Here is a 15,158-nt window from a genome sequence, read left to right on the forward strand (position 1 = left end):
AACTTTGCCACCCATGCCCTTTTCACCAATATTTCGCTGATAATTTTTTTACCTTGCTATTCCACCTAAGCAGTGATAATTACAATAGATTATTTAAGGCCCGGAATAACCCTGGCCCCTTGGTTTTCCTCCCTCGTATAAGGAAGACTTGCAGGGGAAAGTTACAGGTATGAAGGAGAATTTGCTGGGATGCTGCCCCTGGTCCAGAAAATATTTCGGCTCAGCTACTTGAAACTGGCCGTCTGGATAATTCTGGGTCATATGTTACTCATGGCCTGGGAGCCGAACTTTATTAAAATAATTGAACTCAAGTTCTATGATCTGATGTTCCAAGTGCGCGGGGTGGTGTCTCCCGGTTCCGATATAGTCATCGTCGCCATTGATGATGCCAGCGTCAAGGCCCTGGGACGGTGGCCCTGGTCGCGGCGGCAGATAACCCGACTGGTGAACTGTCTGCGTCAGGCCCCGGCCCGGGTAGTGGGCTTTGACATGATTTTTGCCGAAAAAGAGGAAGAAGCCGGACTACAGGTCCTTAAAAAACTTCAGGCAGAGGTTGACCGGCAGGGCTGGCGGCCGCCCGGTTTCCAGACCTGGCTGCAGGAGCAGGAAAAAACCGCTGATCCCGATGGGGAGTTGGCTCGGGAAATAAGTCAACAAGGAGCGGTGGTTCTGGGATATTATTTCCCGGGCCTGGGAAGCCAAAAATATCCGGAAAGCGGCCCGGAGATGGAGATTCCACCGGAATTACTGAAATCTTCGACCTATAACCTGGTCCGCTGGCAATCACCCGCGGCGCGGCGGTTTCCTCTATTAACCGCCCGGCGTATTGAGACCAATATTCCCCGGCTGATGGCCGCCGCGGCTCGGACCGGATATTTCAATGCCATCCCGGATAATGACGGCACCATCCGCCGGCTGCCGCTGGTGATTAGATATCGTGGGCAACTGGTTGCCCCTTTGCCGCTGGGTGTCCTCCAGCAATATTTTGGCAACCCGCCCTTGAGCATAAGCATTGCCGACCACGGGGTCAGCCAGTTGCGATTGGGAACCCGGCGGATTCCAGTGGATAATTATGGGCGCTTCCTGATCAACTTCCGGGGACCAGCCCGGACCTTCAAGTACTACTCGTTTGTCGACGTCATCCAGGGGCGAGTGCCGCTGACGGTCTTTCGGGATCGAATTGTGCTGGTGGGGGCGACCGCGGTCGGAATCTACGATATTCGTATAACTCCTTTTGAAAGCGTTTATCCCGGAGTGGAAATCCAAGCCACGGTCATCGACAACATCTTACAGCAGGATTACCTGCGGAGCTCTGCCAGGGCGTTTCGGCTCGACCTGGTGGCAATGATTGGTTTGAGTTTGCTGTTGGGCTGGTGGCTGCCCCGGCTGCGGGCGGCAAGAGGTCTTTTCCTTTTCCTGGTCATGGTGATGGCGTATATCATGGTAGGCTTTTACCTGTTTTCTGGTCATCGCCTTCACCTGCAAATGCTCTATCCCCTTAACTGTCTGGCTACGGTGTATGTCGGGGTTACATTGATGCGCTTTTTAGCCGAGGAACGGGAGCGCCGCCGCATCCGGGCCGCGTTCCAGAGTTTTGTCGCCCCGGAGGTGGTCAACGAAATGCTGCAGCATCCGGAGAAATTGCGGCTCGGCGGCGAAAAACGCGAGCTTACGGTAATGTTCAGCGACATCCGGGGCTTCACCACCCTTGCCGAGCAGATGGAGGCCGCAACCCTGGTCAGCCTGCTCCACGCTTACCTGACCCCGATGACCGAAATCGTCTTCAAGCATGGCGGCACGGTCGATAAATATATCGGCGATGCCCTGATGGCCATTTATGGGGCTCCCTTGGATCTCCCCGAGCATGCCGATCGGGCCGTCCAGACGGCTCTGGAAATGACCGCGGCCCTAAGACAACTTTGCCAGGAATGGCAGCCGCGCGGCTGGCCGGAGATCCAAATCGGGGTGGGTATCAATTCCGGCCTGATGTCAGTGGGCAACATGGGTTCGGAACGGTTATTTGATTATACCGTCATCGGCGATGACGTTAACCTGGCTTCCCGCCTGGAGGGTCTTAACAAACAATACGGAACCGAAATCCTGGTCAGCGAATATACCGCTAAGCGTTTGCAGAACTCCTTTATTTTGCGCGAAGTGGACCGTGTCCGGGTCAAAGGCAAACGAGTCCCGGTCAGTATCTTTGAAGTCCGGGGCCAAGGGTTGCCTACAGATGCTGAGGCCCAATTCCTGGAGACTTTTCATCAGGCTCTGGCGGCCTTTCGGCAACGCCAATGGGAACTGGCCGAAAAACTTCTGACCGATTGCTTATCTTTTCACCCCTCCGATGTTCCGGCCCGGCAATTGCTCTCCCGGTGCCGCCAATTTGCCCAATCCCCGCCCCCCCCGGATTGGGACGGAGCCGCCACCCTGACCGAAAAATAACCTTCCTTTAGTTGACAAGCCAGGTGAAATATTTTAAATAGAGTTGGTTTTGAGAAAAGGAGGTTGAGCTGTGGCCAGTGTGGTGGTGGTGGGCACCCAGTGGGGCGATGAGGGCAAGGGCAAGATCGTTGATCTGTTAGCGGAATATGCCGAGCTCATAGTTCGCTATCAGGGCGGCAATAATGCGGGTCATACCCTGGTGGTAAAGGGTAAAAAATTCATTTTTCACCTGATTCCCTCCGGCATCCTCCGTCCGGGGAAAAAATGCCTCATCGGTAATGGCGTGGTTATACACCCAGAAGTCTTGCTGGCGGAGATCGACACCCTAAAGGCGGAAGGGATCGCCCTCGGACCGGAAAACCTGCAAATCAGCGAAAAAGCCCACATCATCATGCCCTATCACCAGCGCCTCGACCTGGCCCGGGAGCGGGCCAAGGGCACTGGCAAAATCGGCACCACCGGCCGCGGTATCGGCCCCTGTTACGAGGATAAGATTGCCCGTCACGGCGTCCGGGTGATTGACTTGATTGACCCGGAAGCCTTGAAAGCCAAGGTTGAGGCCAACTTGCCCGAAAAGAACTTTTATCTGCAAAAACTTTTGGACGCTCAGCCATTGGAAGTCCAGGAAATCCTTCCACCTTATACCGCCATGGGGGCGCGGCTGCAGCCGCTGGTGGCCAATGTCTCTCGAATCCTGGACCAGGCTGCTCGCCAAGGAAAGAATATCCTTTTTGAGGGGGCCCAAGGCACCCAACTGGATATCGATCATGGCACTTACCCTTTTGTCACCTCCTCCAATCCAGTGGCTGGCGGGGCCTGTACCGGCGCGGGTATCGGCCCGGGGCGCTTAGACCTGGTATTAGGTATTGTTAAAGCCTACACCACTCGAGTCGGCGGCGGGCCCTTCCCGACCGAATGCCACGATGCGGTGGGAGAACATCTGCAGGTCAAAGGGGTGGAGTTTGGCGCGACTACCGGCCGCAAACGGCGCTGTGGCTGGCTGGATGCCGTCGTGCTGGTCGAGGCTGCCCGTCTCAACGGTCTGACCGGCCTGGCGATTACCAAACTCGATGTCCTGACCGGCCTCAACCCGTTAAAAATCTGTACGGCCTATGAACTTAACGGCACTCGCCTGGACAGCGTCCCGGCCTCTTTGAAAGCCCTGGAAAAATGCCGACCGTGCTTTGAAGAACTGCCGGGCTGGCAGGAAGACATCAGCGCCGTCCGCAATTATCAGGACCTGCCGGCTGCGGCCCGCACCTATCTGGAGCGGATCACCGCCCTGGTCGGAGTGCCAATTCAGATCATCTCGGTCGGCCCCGATCGGGAACAGACGATTATGCTTCAGAACCCCTTCCAGAGTTAGTCGACCAGATATCTCTCGGCCTCCCGCAATGGCTTTTATTCGGTCAGGGCGGAAGGGGCGAAATGGTCAAACCCGGCCCCCGAGATATCCTCTTCCCCTTGCGGGGTTTCCAGGTAAACCCGTTCTCCGGCAATGATCCGGCCGATGGTCCAGGGCAACGGCAGGGCCGCGGCCTGGAAGCAGCGTTGCAATTGGCTTTCCTGGCGGGCTGGGGACGTAAACAGCAGCTGATAATCTTCGCCGCCCTTCAGGGCCAGGTTCAGGGGATCTAGGGTTAAAATCTCGGCGGCTTGGCGAACCGCAGTAGAAATCAAAATGCGGTCGGCCTGCAGGCGAGCCCCGACCCGGCTCCGGCAGCAGATATGATACAGGTCGGTGGCCACCCCATCGGAAAGATCGATCAGGGCCGTGGCCAGATGATGTTGGGCCAGGACGCGGGCGGCGCGCAATTGCGGCGTCGGATCCAAAAAGGCCCTTAGTAAGACTGCCTGTGTTTCTGCCGGCAACGCCGTGCCCCGACGCAGCACTTCCAGCCCGGCGGCGGCCTCTCCCAAAGGACCGGTGACATAAATCAAATCCCCTACCTGGGCCCCGTGGCGGCATAGCAGCTCCCCTGGGTTGACACTGCCGATGACCGTCAGGCTAAGGGTCAGACCGATAGGGGACTGGACCGTATCCCCGCCAATGATGCTCACCCCGTACTGCTTGGCGATCTCCTGAAGACCGGCGGCGACTTCGAGTGCCCCGCTTAATTCCCGTTTCGGGGGCCATCCCAGGGAAAGTAATGCATATTGTGGTTCTCCTCCCATGGCGGCGATGTCGCTCAGGTTGACGGCCAGGGCTTTGCGGCCCAGTTGTCTGAGGGTGGTGTAGCCCAAGTCAAAGTGCACCCCCTCGATCAGGCTGTCTATGGTCCACAGCAGATAACGCTCCGGGCTTAGCGCCAGGACCGCGCAATCATCGCCGATGCCCTGGACCACCTCAATGGGCGGGAGGCCGAACACCTGGGCCAGTTGCTGTATTATGGCCCATTCCCCTAAAGGCCAAGTGGGCATCTAGAATTTTTCCAAGTGGTTGAAGAAAAATGCTATTTCAGTAAGGGCGGCCTGGCGGCTATCAGAGCCATGGACAATATTGTGCTCAATGGAGGAGGCAAAGTCGGCCCGGATGGTGCCGGGCGCTGCCTGCCGGTAGTCAGTCGCCCCCATTAGCTGGCGGTTGCCCTCAATCGCTGACTCGCCCTCGAGGATGAGCACCACCACCGGCCCCGAACTCATAAAATCGGTCAGACTGTCATAAAAACCCTTCTCCCGGTGGACGGCATAAAAGGCCTGGGCCTGGGCCTTGGTGAGATGCACCATTTTCAGGGCCCGAATCTTCAGGCCATTTTTTTCAAAGCGACTGATCACTTCGCCGATCAGGCCCTGAGCCACCCCATCCGGTTTAATGATCGATAGTGTCTGTTCGATTGCCATGTAAGTGCCATCTCCTTACCAAAGTTAAGGTTAAGCGGAGGGGCGGGCCGGAGAACCGCCGGCCTACCCCCTATTCCAAGATTAGACTGAATAGTCGTTAAATTTAAGCTGTACTTCGGCGCTCTACCACACCGTAGTGGTCAAACTGCAGGGTGAAGGTGCCGCGCCCCTGGGTGGCCGAACGCAAGTCAGTGGAATAGCCGAATAACTCCGCCAATGGGGCTGTGCCCGAAAGCACTCCTACCGGCCCTTTGGGCAGGAGTTGCTCAATCTTGCCTTTACGGGCATTGAAATCACCGATCACCTCTCCCATAAACTCCTCGGGGGCAATGACTTCCACTTTCATGATCGGTTCCAACAAGAGCGGTTGGGCCGCCTGGCAGCCCTGTTTGACCGCCAGCATGGCGGCCACCCGGAAGGCCATATCACTGGCCTGACCTTCCCGGACTTCGGCGTCCAGCAACTCAATCTGGACATCGGTCATCGGGTGGCCAAAGGCCGGCCCCGCGGCCAGGGCTTCTTCTACCGCGGCCTGGATTAATGGAACCAAGCCGACGGCTGGATGATCATCCGCCAACCGGGAGATGAACAGGTTGGTTGTGCCCCGAGGCCGGGGGGAGAGGCGCAATTTAACCTGGGCATAATGATGCTTACCGGCCAGTTCGCGGTCAAAGACGGCGCTTTCCTCCGCGGTTCGGGCAATGGTTTCACGATATACCACCTGAGGCTGGCCAGCAGTAACCTCGGTTTGAAAATCCCGCTTCAGACGATGAATGAGAACCTCTAAATGAAGTTCGCCCATCCCGGACAAAATAGTCTGACCGGTATCCTCGTCGGTCTGGACCCGCAGACTAGGGTCTTCTTCGGCCAGCCGGCTCAGGGCCAGAGCGAATTTTCCCTGATCTTCGCGGGTCTTGGGTTCAACCGCCAGAGAAATCACCGGAACATAGGCAGAAATCGGTTCTAAGATAATGGGGTGGTCAGCACTGCACAGGGTGTCGCCGGTAGTGGTGGCTTTCAGACCCATCAGCGCGACGATACTGCCGGCCCGGGCCTCATCCAGCCGTTCCCGTTTGTTGGCGTGCAGCCGTAAAATCCGCGCCACCTTTTCGGTGATGTCTTTAACCGGATTATATAACTCCTGGCCGGTCTTCAGGATGCCGGAATAGATGCGCACAAATGTCTGCCGCCGCCCCTGATCCATCATGATCTTAAAGGCCAACGCGGCCAGCGGTGCGTCATCGCGGGCCGGACGGGTTTCTTTAGCTTTGGTTTGGGGGTTTTCCCCGGTAATGGCAGCGACTTCAATGGGATTAGGTAAATAACGGACAATGCCATCCAGCAGGGGTTGGACGCCTTTGTTCTTCAGGGCGGCCCCGCAATAGACCGGCACCCCTTTGAGGCTGATGGTGGCCCTATGCAGAGCGGCCTGGATTTCTTCCAGCTCCAATGGCTTTTCGGCCAGATAGCGTTCCATGAAATCATCATCGACTTCGGCCAGCGCTTCTAATAAAGACTCCCGCGCCACCCGGGCCTCGGCCTGAAATTCTGTTGGGATATCAGTTAGATCATAAGTCGCCCCCAGGGTTTCATCATGCCAGAGGAGCGCCCGTTGCTGCAGGAGATCGATCACTCCCCGGAACTGGTCCTCCTGACCCAGGGGGATGGTCAGCACCAAAGGATGAGCGCCCAACTTATCCCGCATACTTTGCACCGCGGCCCAGAAATCAGCCCCGATGCGATCGAGTTTGTTTATAAAGGCCAATTTGGGAACCCGATATTTGTCGGCCTGATGCCAGACAGTCTCCGACTGGGGCTCGACCCCGCCCACGGCACAGAAGACCCCGATGGCTCCATCCAAGACCCGCAAAGACCGTTCCACCTCGATGGTGAAATCTACATGGCCCGGAGTATCAATGAGGTTGATGGTGGCGCCTTTCCACGTGCAGGTGGTTACTGCCGAGGTAATGGTAATGCCACGCTCCTGCTCTTCCGGCATCCAGTCCATCACCGCCGCGCCGTTGTGGACTTCCCCCATTTTATAGGTCCGACCCGTGTAATAGAGGATACGCTCGGTTAGCGTCGTTTTCCCCGCATCGATATGGGCAATAATGCCGATATTGCGGATTTTTTTTATCCTGGCCTCACCCGCCATCTTTCATGTCCCCACAAGGTCACGTCCAGACCCAATTTTATTTAGGTTATTTTCTGACCGGTGTCAACCGGTATCTGCATATTTAACAAATTATATCAATAAATTAAGCTACTAATGGTCAACGGCCGAGCAAACGCCGCTCTTTTTGCTTTGATCAGGAGGGCAGAGGGGTTATAAATTAGCCGTTTTAAAGGACCTGACCAGGCTCGTGCCGATTACAATAAAACCTTTAGGAATAAACATGTCCTGTAATCCGACCGCCTTTCGATTTTGCCCCTGTTGCGGCCAGCCTCTGGAAAAACGGCTCCGGGGTTATCGGGAGCGCCTTGTCTGCCAGGCGTGTGGTCGCACCGTTTATCTCAATCCGGCCGTGGGAGTAGCGGTGATTGTCCGCCGGGGAGAACAAATTCTCTTGGGCCGCCGGGCCCGGGGTCAGTATGCCGGGACCTGGTGCATCCCCTGCGGTTATGTGGAATGGGGGGAAGAGGTGCACCAAGCTGCCGTCCGGGAATTTAAAGAGGAAACCGGCCTGGCCGTCGTCCTGGGCGAGATAGTAGCAGTGCACTCCAACTTTCACGATCCCGACCGTCTCACGGTGGGCATCTGGTTCGCCGGCACCGTGGTCGGCGGCCGCCTCCACGCCGGGGACGATCTGGATCAGGTAACCTTTTTTAATCTGCAGAACTTGCCGGAAAACCTGGCCTTCCCTACCGACCGCCTGGTTCTGGCTGAGCTGGCGCACAAGCCAGTTGCATAGTCTCCAAGTCTTGGAGGTCAGTCAAAGAAATCATCTCCACGGTGTGGTGCTCCAGATCCAGGATGGCAAAACTGAAGGTGGGATAGCGGCCCTCCTCCATGGTAAAGGCCCCGGGGACGATCAAATAAACGGTGTCCAGGGCCAGTTGCAGGCATTCTCGCCACGGTCGAAACAGATAAGGCCGGGCAACGCTATGGATGTAGAGCAGATTGTTGAGGGTGCGGCCGAATCGGGTCACACAGGGGGTATGGGTGTGCCCATGACAGATCAGCAAGGGGGGGCGGCCTAACGGGCGGGCCTGTTTATAGGCCTTAATCTGGGGTTTAAAATAATCGAAGGCAGTGGCCCGGGTGTGGGCCAAAAAAATGCGGTTATTAAGGGCCAGAGCCCGGTTGGTCAGGGTCGCCCGCGGATGATCAGCGCCATCCACATCATAAACCCAATAAAGCTCATTTCCGGGTGCCAGGTCCAACCACCAGTCAAACGGCTCCGCCTCACAATCCCCCAAACAGGCCAGACGCTGGATGTGGTGACGGCGGAATAATTCAAATAACCGCGGCAGACCGGCCTCATATCCATGAGTATCGGAAACCAATGCCAGAATTGGCCGATTACCTGAATTAACCGCCGTCAATTCGCGTCTGGCAGTCAACGGGGCTGGTCTGGGGCTTAAACCTCAGACTACCTTGGGACCGCAGGCATGTCCTGGGTGACCCCTAATTTTATCCAGCAAATCGGCCAGATATTTGAGGGCCTCATCTTTATCCTTGTCGATAACGATGGTCTCTACCTTCTGCTGTTCCTGATCCGAAAAGGGAATCCTGACTTCGGCCATATAATCCCTCCCTGTTCTCATTAATAGACTCAGACTTCTTTTAAACATTCCTCAAGCAACTGTCAATAGCCTGCAAAATCATAAAATCTAGCGTCAGGGTCAGTTTTTGACATTATACCCTGGCTTCCAGGTTTAGGGGTGGAAAAAATCTCCTTAAGTGTTATGCTTAGAGAGAGGAGGATAAATCAATGCGTTGGGAACATCTATTGGGAAGACAAAGAGCCAGAACCTTCCCGCCCCGCTGTCCTTTCTGCGACCGGAAAATTGAGCCACCCGCGGAGATTGAGGATGAGCAATGGTATGAATTCGAGGGAGGACGCTGTGAGTGCGGGGCGGTCTATGCCTTCGACCCCACAGCCCGGAATGGCGGGGCTGCCATGCTGCAGGCCATGGTTTATGCCTGCGGGGGAGACTGGGATTGGGCCACCAGCATCGGTCGGGATGAAGATTACCTGGAAGCGCGGATCAGCCATTATGATAGCCACAGCCATCAGGTCGGAGCCGAAGGCGCTTTCGGGACCTTATATTTTATCCGGCTTATCCCTCACGCCTGATGGCAAACTTAAAGCCGAGTACGGCGCTGACCGTCTGCTGAGTAACACATCCTCAGGAGGTTAGGGGCTTGGCGATCCCTGCCCTCTTCTCAAATTAACCTGATAAATGCTCCAAATGATAACCGGCACCCTCCGGTGCCTGCTCCTGTTACTGATCGTAAGTGGCTGCCGCCCCTCATCCGAGGCGGTGATCCTGCGATTTATGGACCGGCCGGATGTGGGGGGAGCCTGGGAATACCTGATTCAGTCCTTTGAACAGCAACACCCGGGATACAGGGTAAACCTGATCGAAGGACCCAACAACACTGATACCCGGGAGTCTCTCTATGCCATGGCTTTGCTGGCCCAGGACCCTACTTATGATCTGATTTTCTTAGACGTTACCTGGCTGGCTAAGTTTGCTCAGGCCGGCTGGCTGCTTCCCCTGGACGACTGGGTTGATCCTGGGATTTTGGCTGATCTCTTTCCCGGCGACCTGAAGGCCAGTAAATTTCAGGGGCGGCTTTATCGCCTACCGCTGCGCACTGACGCCGGAGTACTCTATGGCCGCACGGATCTCCTGTCCCAGGCTCACCTGCCGCCGCCGCAAACCTTCAACCAGCTCACCCAGGCGGCCCGCCAGTTGATGCAGCCGCCCCGACGCTGGGGCTATGTCTTTCAGGGAATGCAATATGAAGGCCTGGTAGTAAATTTTCTGGAAGTCTTGCGAGGGTGGGGGGGAGAATTGCTGGATTCTCGGGGTTGGGTCGTGCTGGACCAACCGGCCGCGGTAGCGGCTTTGCGCTGGATGCGAGATCTGCTGACCCCTCCAGCGGTGGCCCCGCCGGGCGTCACCACCTATCAGGAAGAAGAGGCCCGGGCGATGTTCCAGAAGGGTCGCTCGGTGTTTATGCGCAATTGGCCCTATGCTGTAAAACTTATGAATTCCCCCTCTTCCCCGGTGGCCGGTAAATTCGGCCTTTATGCCTTGCCGCATGGTCCCCGCGGCCAGTCCACCCCGACCCTGGGAGGCTGGGGTTTTGGCATCTCGGTCTATTCCCGGCATCCGGAAGCAGCCTACGCTTTTATCCGCCATTGTCTTGAAGGAAAAAATCAGAAACGGCTGCATCAACTGACTGGTCTGTTGCCGGCCCGAGTGTCGGTTTATGATGACCCGGAACTTTTACGGACCAGTCCTTATCTTAAGGTCATGAGAACCATCCTGGCGCAGGCCCGACCGCGGCCCGTTCACCCGCTTTATGCGCGCATTTCTGACATTCTCCAGGTCCGCCTAAGTGCCGCGCTGATAGGCCAGTTGTCGCCGGAGGCGGCCATTAAGACCGCGGCCCAGGAAATCCGGGTGGTGCTGGGGGAGTCTGATGGCTAGAATTGTGCCCTGCCGCGCCTTTTACCTCTTGCTGGCCCCGGCCTTAATGCTCCTGCTGCTGGTTCTGGTGTTGCCCCTGTTGGCTACGGTCTATTTCAGCCTCTTTACCGGTTCGCTGGTCGCCCCTTCCCTCGGAGTCCCCGGGGAAAATTATCTCCGTTTGGGAAGCGATCCTAATCTGGCCCGTCCTCTGATCAATACCTTGATTTTTGCCGGGCTGTCGGTAATTCTGGAGTTGTTCTTGGGGCTTGCTGCAGCCCTGGCATTAAACGCCACCCCATTGGCCGGGGGGCCCTGTCGGGCTTTGGCCCTGCTGCCCTGGGCCTTGCCGACCGCGGTCATGGCCGCGGCCTGGCGCCTTATTTATAATGATACTTATGGCCTTCTCAACCGCTTGCTTATGGACCTGCGCCTACTGGAAGGGGGCAAGGCCTGGCTGGCCACCCCGGTTGAGGCCTTTATCTCCGTCATCCTGGCCGATGTCTGGAAAACCACCCCTTTTGTGGCCCTGATACTATTAGCCGGGCTTAAGACCATTCCCGCCGAACTCTATGAGGCCATGCGGTTGGAGGGCGCCGGACCGTTTAGCTGCTCTCTCCGCATTACGCTGCCGCTGTTGCGTCCTTATCTGGTGCTGGCCGTGGTTTTCCGGGTAATCGCCGCCCTGGGCATCTTTGATCTGGTCTGGGTGATGACCGGCGGCGGTCCGGCCAATGCCACCCAGATGTTGGCCCTGTATATCTACGATCAGGTGTTCCGCTACCTGGACTTGGGCTATGGGGCGACTTTAACCATATTCATGGCAGTACTATTGCTCCTGGTAGTATTGCTCTTGCTACGGCTGCGGCCGCGGGAGAGCTATTACTCCGGGCATTTAACAGGTTAATTGGAGGGGAGGAGCAGGGGACCGCCGCCTCCACCTCTCCCAAGAAATAAGATGGCACAGGCAATGGTAAAAAGGCTATTGTTAGCCACGATTCTGTTGGCCTTTCTCAGCTTCAACCTGGTGCCGCTGTTGTGGACCCTGGGCACTTCGCTGAAGCCGACCCCCGAGATCTTTAGCGCGCCGCCGACTTTATGGCCGCATAACTTCACCCTGGAACACTACCGCACGGTCTTGGTGGAGCGAGCCTTCGGAGTTTATGTCGCCAACAGTGTGCTGGTGGGGCTGGGAGCCACCGCCCTGGCCCTGGTGGTGGGGGCCTTGGCGGCTTATGCCCTGGCCCGCTTCCGTCATCCCCGGGCCGGGTTGGTGGAAAAAGCCATCCTGGCCGCAGCCCTATTCCCCCCGGCGGTCCTATTGATTCCGCTCTATCAGGTCGCCCTGCGGCTGGGCCTGTTGAACACCTATCTGATCTTAATTTTAAGCCACGCCGCCTTGAACCTGCCCTTTGTCGTCTGGGTACTCACTGCCTTCTTTCGAGAAGTGCCGCGCGAATTGGAGGAAGCCGCCCGACTGGACGGCTTTTCGACTCTGGGCATCCTGTCCCGCATTATTCTGCCTCTGTCACTCCCGGCAGTGGCCGCCACCGCCATCCTGGTATTTATCTTTTCCTGGAATGAATTTTTGTTCGCCCTGGCCCTGATTACCACCCCGGCCAAACGCACGGTGCCGGTAATGGTGGCGCTGTTATCTGGCACCAGTCTTTACGAGATTCCCTGGGGACCGATCAGCGCCGCGGTGGTGGCCACTACCGCCCCAGTAGTGGCGGCAATCCTGATTTTCCAACGTTGGATTGTCAGTGGCCTCACGGCCGGAGCCTTGAAGGGCTGAAAATGGCTAAACTGGTCGTCGAAAATATTTCCAAAAAATTTGGTGCTGAACAGGTTCTGGACCAGATCTCGCTTGTCGTCGAGGAGGGAGAGTTTTTTGCCCTTTTGGGGCCCTCGGGTTCAGGTAAATCCACCCTATTGCGTCTTATTGCCGGGCTTGAGGTTCCTGATCGGGGAAGGATTTTTCTGAATGGGGCAGATATCACCAACGTCCCGCCGGAGCGCCGGGATATGGCCATGGTCTTTCAGAGTTACGCCCTCTATCCCCACATGACTGTCTTTGACAACATTGCCGTAGGGCTGAAACTGCGGCGGGTGCCGCGGGCCGAGATCGGGCCGCGGGTGGGCAAAGTGGCGGCCATGTTGGAGATCGATGGTTTGCTCCACCGCAAACCCAGGGCGTTGAGCGGCGGCCAGCGGCAGCGGGTGGCTCTGGGCCGGGCCATCGTGCGGCGGCCGCAAATCTTTTTATTTGACGAACCGCTGGGCAGCCTGGACGCCGCGCTTCGGGAGCGCACCCGGGCTGAATTAAAGATGCTGATGCGCCAACTGCAGGCCACCGTGGTCCATGTCACCCACGACCAGATGGAGGCGCTGACCCTGGCCGATCGGGTGGCCGTCCTGGCCAACGGCCGGTTGCAACAGGTCGGCAAGCCCAGGGAGCTCTATCAACATCCGGCCAATCGGTTGGTGGCCAGCTTCATCGGTAGCCCGCCCATGAACCTCTGGCTGGCCACCCGCCAGGAACAGGGCTGGCAGCTATCGCCGCATTGGATCCTACCGCGGCAATCGATTGCTGCTCAAGAAGAACAGGTGTGGCTCGGTATCCGCCCGGAAGAGGTCCAGGTTTCTCCGACTCCGGTCTCCGGGGCCTGGGAAGCAACGGTTAAGTTAGTAGAATACAGCGGCGCCGCCTCTATCCTGACCATTGAGCGGAGTGGCCTGCCGGTGCGGGCCATCACTCAGGCCGCGCCCGGCTATCACTCCGGGCAAACCGTCTGGATCACCCTTGCCCCCGACGGCTTCCATGTCTTTCGGCATCCTACTGGAGAGCGCCTCTAATAATGACTCTAAAGCACCAGCTGGCGGGACAGGAAAAGCCGGGTGCGCGCCTCACGGGGGTTATTTAATACTCGGGCAGTGGGGCCGGATTCGACTATTTGCCCCTGGCACATGAAGATCAACTCGTCGGACAGCCGTGCGGCCTGGCCCAGATCGTGGGTCACCAGCACGATGGTGGTCCCATAGCGCTGATTAATAGAATTCAGAAGCTCTTCGATTTCAAAGGTGTTGCGCGGATCAAGGCTGGCCGTGGGTTCGTCCAGGAGGAGAATTTCCGGGGCAAAGATCGTGACCTGGGCCAGCGACACCTTCTGGGCTTCGCCGCCGGAGAGGGACGCGGCCGGTCGTCGGGCCAGGTGGGACAGGCCAAAGGAAAACAAGATGTCCTGAACCTGGGAGCGGATTTGAGAGCGGGTCTGCCCCCGAAAGCGGAGACCGGCGGCCACGTTTTCGAACACGGTAGTCCGAAACAGCACCGGATGCTGATGGATAAAGCCAATCTGCCGCCGCAGGGCCAGACAATCGGGCCATTGGCGGGTGGCATCGACCCCGTTAAGCAAAATTCGCCCCTCTCCCGGTTTTTCCAAAAGGCCCAAAAAGCGCAGCAGGGTGGTTTTCCCAGCCCCGTTGGGACCGACCAGGGCATAGACCCGACCAGCCTCAAATTGAGCATTAATCAGGTCTATTATCTGAATCCCGTTGCGCCAGTGCGACACTGCCTCGGCAGCCAGAACCGGTGGTCGCGCCATTCTAGCCCCCTTCGCCCTGCAATAGCTGGAGCAACAGATTAATCAAGAAAGCCAGGCCGATTAGCACTAGGCCCAAGGCGATGGCCAGTTCAAACCGGCCCTGGGAAGTAACCAGGACAATGGTGGTGGTCATCACCCGAGTATAGCCGGCGATATTGCCGCCCACCATCATCACTGCCCCGACTTCGCCGTTGACCCGGCCAAATCCGGCAATCACCGCCGCCATCAGGGCAAACCGGGCTTCCCGGACTACCACCCAGGCGGCCTGGCGTTCGGTGGCCCCCAGCGAAATGGCTTTATCACGGATTTTCGGGTCAACGCTAAGTAGGGCGCTGACCGTCAACGCGGCCACGATGGGGGACGCCAAAATGGTCTGGGCCAGGATCATGGCCCCTGGGGTGAACAGCAAATGCAGTGCTCCCAAAGGACCGCGGCGGGATAACCATAAATAGACTACCAAACCCACCACTACCGGCGGCAGCCCCATCATGGTGTTGAGGACATTGATGAGCAGCCGCCGTCCCCGAAAGGGGGTCATGGCGATCCAGATACCCAGACTGCCGCCCAGGATAGCGGCCAGGGCCACCGCGCTGCCGGAGACCATCAACGACCGGCCGATAATGG

At 57.5% G+C, this 15,158-nt stretch carries 15 protein-coding genes; 8 read left to right on the forward strand and 7 right to left on the reverse strand.

All coding sequences use genetic code 11. The features are described 5' to 3' along the window. Window positions 1-189: 189 nt before the first annotated feature. Entirely contained in the window at window positions 190-2,442 is a 2,253-nt protein-coding gene (locus JRG72_01975) for an adenylate/guanylate cyclase domain-containing protein (GenBank protein ID MBW2133990.1), read from the forward strand. Between the two features lie 70 nt (window positions 2,443-2,512). Next, on the forward strand, window positions 2,513-3,808 hold the full coding sequence (locus JRG72_01980; protein MBW2133991.1) for an adenylosuccinate synthase: 1,296 nt from the start codon (window positions 2,513-2,515) through the stop codon (window positions 3,806-3,808). A 35-nt stretch (window positions 3,809-3,843) separates the two neighbouring features. On the opposite strand, the gene thiL is transcribed toward JRG72_01980, so the two are convergent. The 3 genes from thiL to fusA form a co-directional block, all read right to left on the reverse strand. Beyond that, complete coding sequence (gene thiL, locus JRG72_01985) at window positions 3,844-4,863, reverse strand: thiamine-phosphate kinase (protein MBW2133992.1); 1,020 nt, start codon at window positions 4,861-4,863, stop codon at window positions 3,844-3,846. Then, the gene (gene ndk / locus JRG72_01990; protein ID MBW2133993.1) at window positions 4,864-5,283 is read right to left on the reverse strand and encodes a nucleoside-diphosphate kinase; all 420 of its coding nucleotides are present in this window, start codon (window positions 5,281-5,283) and stop codon (window positions 4,864-4,866) included. It lies immediately after the preceding gene. 103 nt (window positions 5,284-5,386) lie between these two features. After that, complete coding sequence (gene fusA / locus JRG72_01995) at window positions 5,387-7,438, reverse strand: elongation factor G (protein ID MBW2133994.1); 2,052 nt, start codon at window positions 7,436-7,438, stop codon at window positions 5,387-5,389. A gap of 241 nt (window positions 7,439-7,679) precedes the next feature. On the opposite strand from fusA, the gene JRG72_02000 reads away from it, so the two are divergent. After that, entirely contained in the window at window positions 7,680-8,195 is a 516-nt protein-coding gene (locus JRG72_02000; protein ID MBW2133995.1) for an NUDIX hydrolase, read from the forward strand. On the opposite strand, the gene JRG72_02005 is transcribed toward JRG72_02000, so the two are convergent. Together JRG72_02005 and JRG72_02010 are read right to left on the reverse strand one after the other, a co-directional pair. Then, window positions 8,146-8,847 carry a metallophosphoesterase family protein gene (locus tag JRG72_02005; protein MBW2133996.1) on the reverse strand — a complete coding sequence of 234 codons (702 nt, stop codon included), beginning with the start codon at window positions 8,845-8,847 and terminating at the stop codon, window positions 8,146-8,148. The two genes, JRG72_02000 and JRG72_02005, sit on opposite strands and share 50 nt — an antisense overlap. 24 nt (window positions 8,848-8,871) lie before the next feature. After that, entirely contained in the window at window positions 8,872-9,030 is a 159-nt protein-coding gene (locus JRG72_02010) for a hypothetical protein (GenBank protein MBW2133997.1), read from the reverse strand. 188 nt (window positions 9,031-9,218) lie between these two features. Here JRG72_02010 and JRG72_02015 point away from each other — a divergent pair, with 188 nt between their 5' ends. From JRG72_02015 to JRG72_02035, 5 genes are all read left to right on the forward strand, one after another. Then, window positions 9,219-9,584 carry a hypothetical protein gene (locus tag JRG72_02015; GenBank protein MBW2133998.1) on the forward strand — a complete coding sequence of 122 codons (366 nt, stop codon included), beginning with the start codon at window positions 9,219-9,221 and terminating at the stop codon, window positions 9,582-9,584. Between the two features lie 106 nt (window positions 9,585-9,690). Then, window positions 9,691-10,950, forward strand: coding sequence for an ABC transporter substrate-binding protein (locus tag JRG72_02020; GenBank protein MBW2133999.1), 1,260 nt, complete (start codon window positions 9,691-9,693; stop codon window positions 10,948-10,950). Beyond that, window positions 10,943-11,836, forward strand: coding sequence for a sugar ABC transporter permease (locus JRG72_02025; protein ID MBW2134000.1), 894 nt, complete (start codon window positions 10,943-10,945; stop codon window positions 11,834-11,836). The genes JRG72_02020 and JRG72_02025 overlap by 8 nt, the downstream gene beginning before the upstream one ends. A gap of 51 nt (window positions 11,837-11,887) precedes the next feature. Continuing rightward, complete coding sequence (locus tag JRG72_02030; protein MBW2134001.1) at window positions 11,888-12,724, forward strand: carbohydrate ABC transporter permease; 837 nt, start codon at window positions 11,888-11,890, stop codon at window positions 12,722-12,724. A 2-nt stretch (window positions 12,725-12,726) separates the two neighbouring features. After that, window positions 12,727-13,785, forward strand: a complete 1,059-nt coding sequence (locus tag JRG72_02035; GenBank protein ID MBW2134002.1) for an ABC transporter ATP-binding protein — start codon at window positions 12,727-12,729, stop codon at window positions 13,783-13,785. Window positions 13,786-13,793: 8 nt separating this feature from the next. On the opposite strand, the gene JRG72_02040 is transcribed toward JRG72_02035, so the two are convergent. Beyond that, window positions 13,794-14,534, reverse strand: coding sequence for a phosphate ABC transporter ATP-binding protein (locus JRG72_02040; protein ID MBW2134003.1), 741 nt, complete (start codon window positions 14,532-14,534; stop codon window positions 13,794-13,796). A gap of 1 nt (window position 14,535) precedes the next feature. Next, window positions 14,536-15,138 carry an ABC transporter permease gene (locus JRG72_02045; GenBank protein MBW2134004.1) on the reverse strand — a complete coding sequence of 201 codons (603 nt, stop codon included), beginning with the start codon at window positions 15,136-15,138 and terminating at the stop codon, window positions 14,536-14,538. Between the last annotated feature and the right edge of the window lie 20 nt (window positions 15,139-15,158).

This window comes from Deltaproteobacteria bacterium (assembly GCA_019309545.1).
Classification (GTDB): domain Bacteria; phylum Desulfobacterota; class Desulfobaccia; order Desulfobaccales; family Desulfobaccaceae; genus Desulfobacca_B.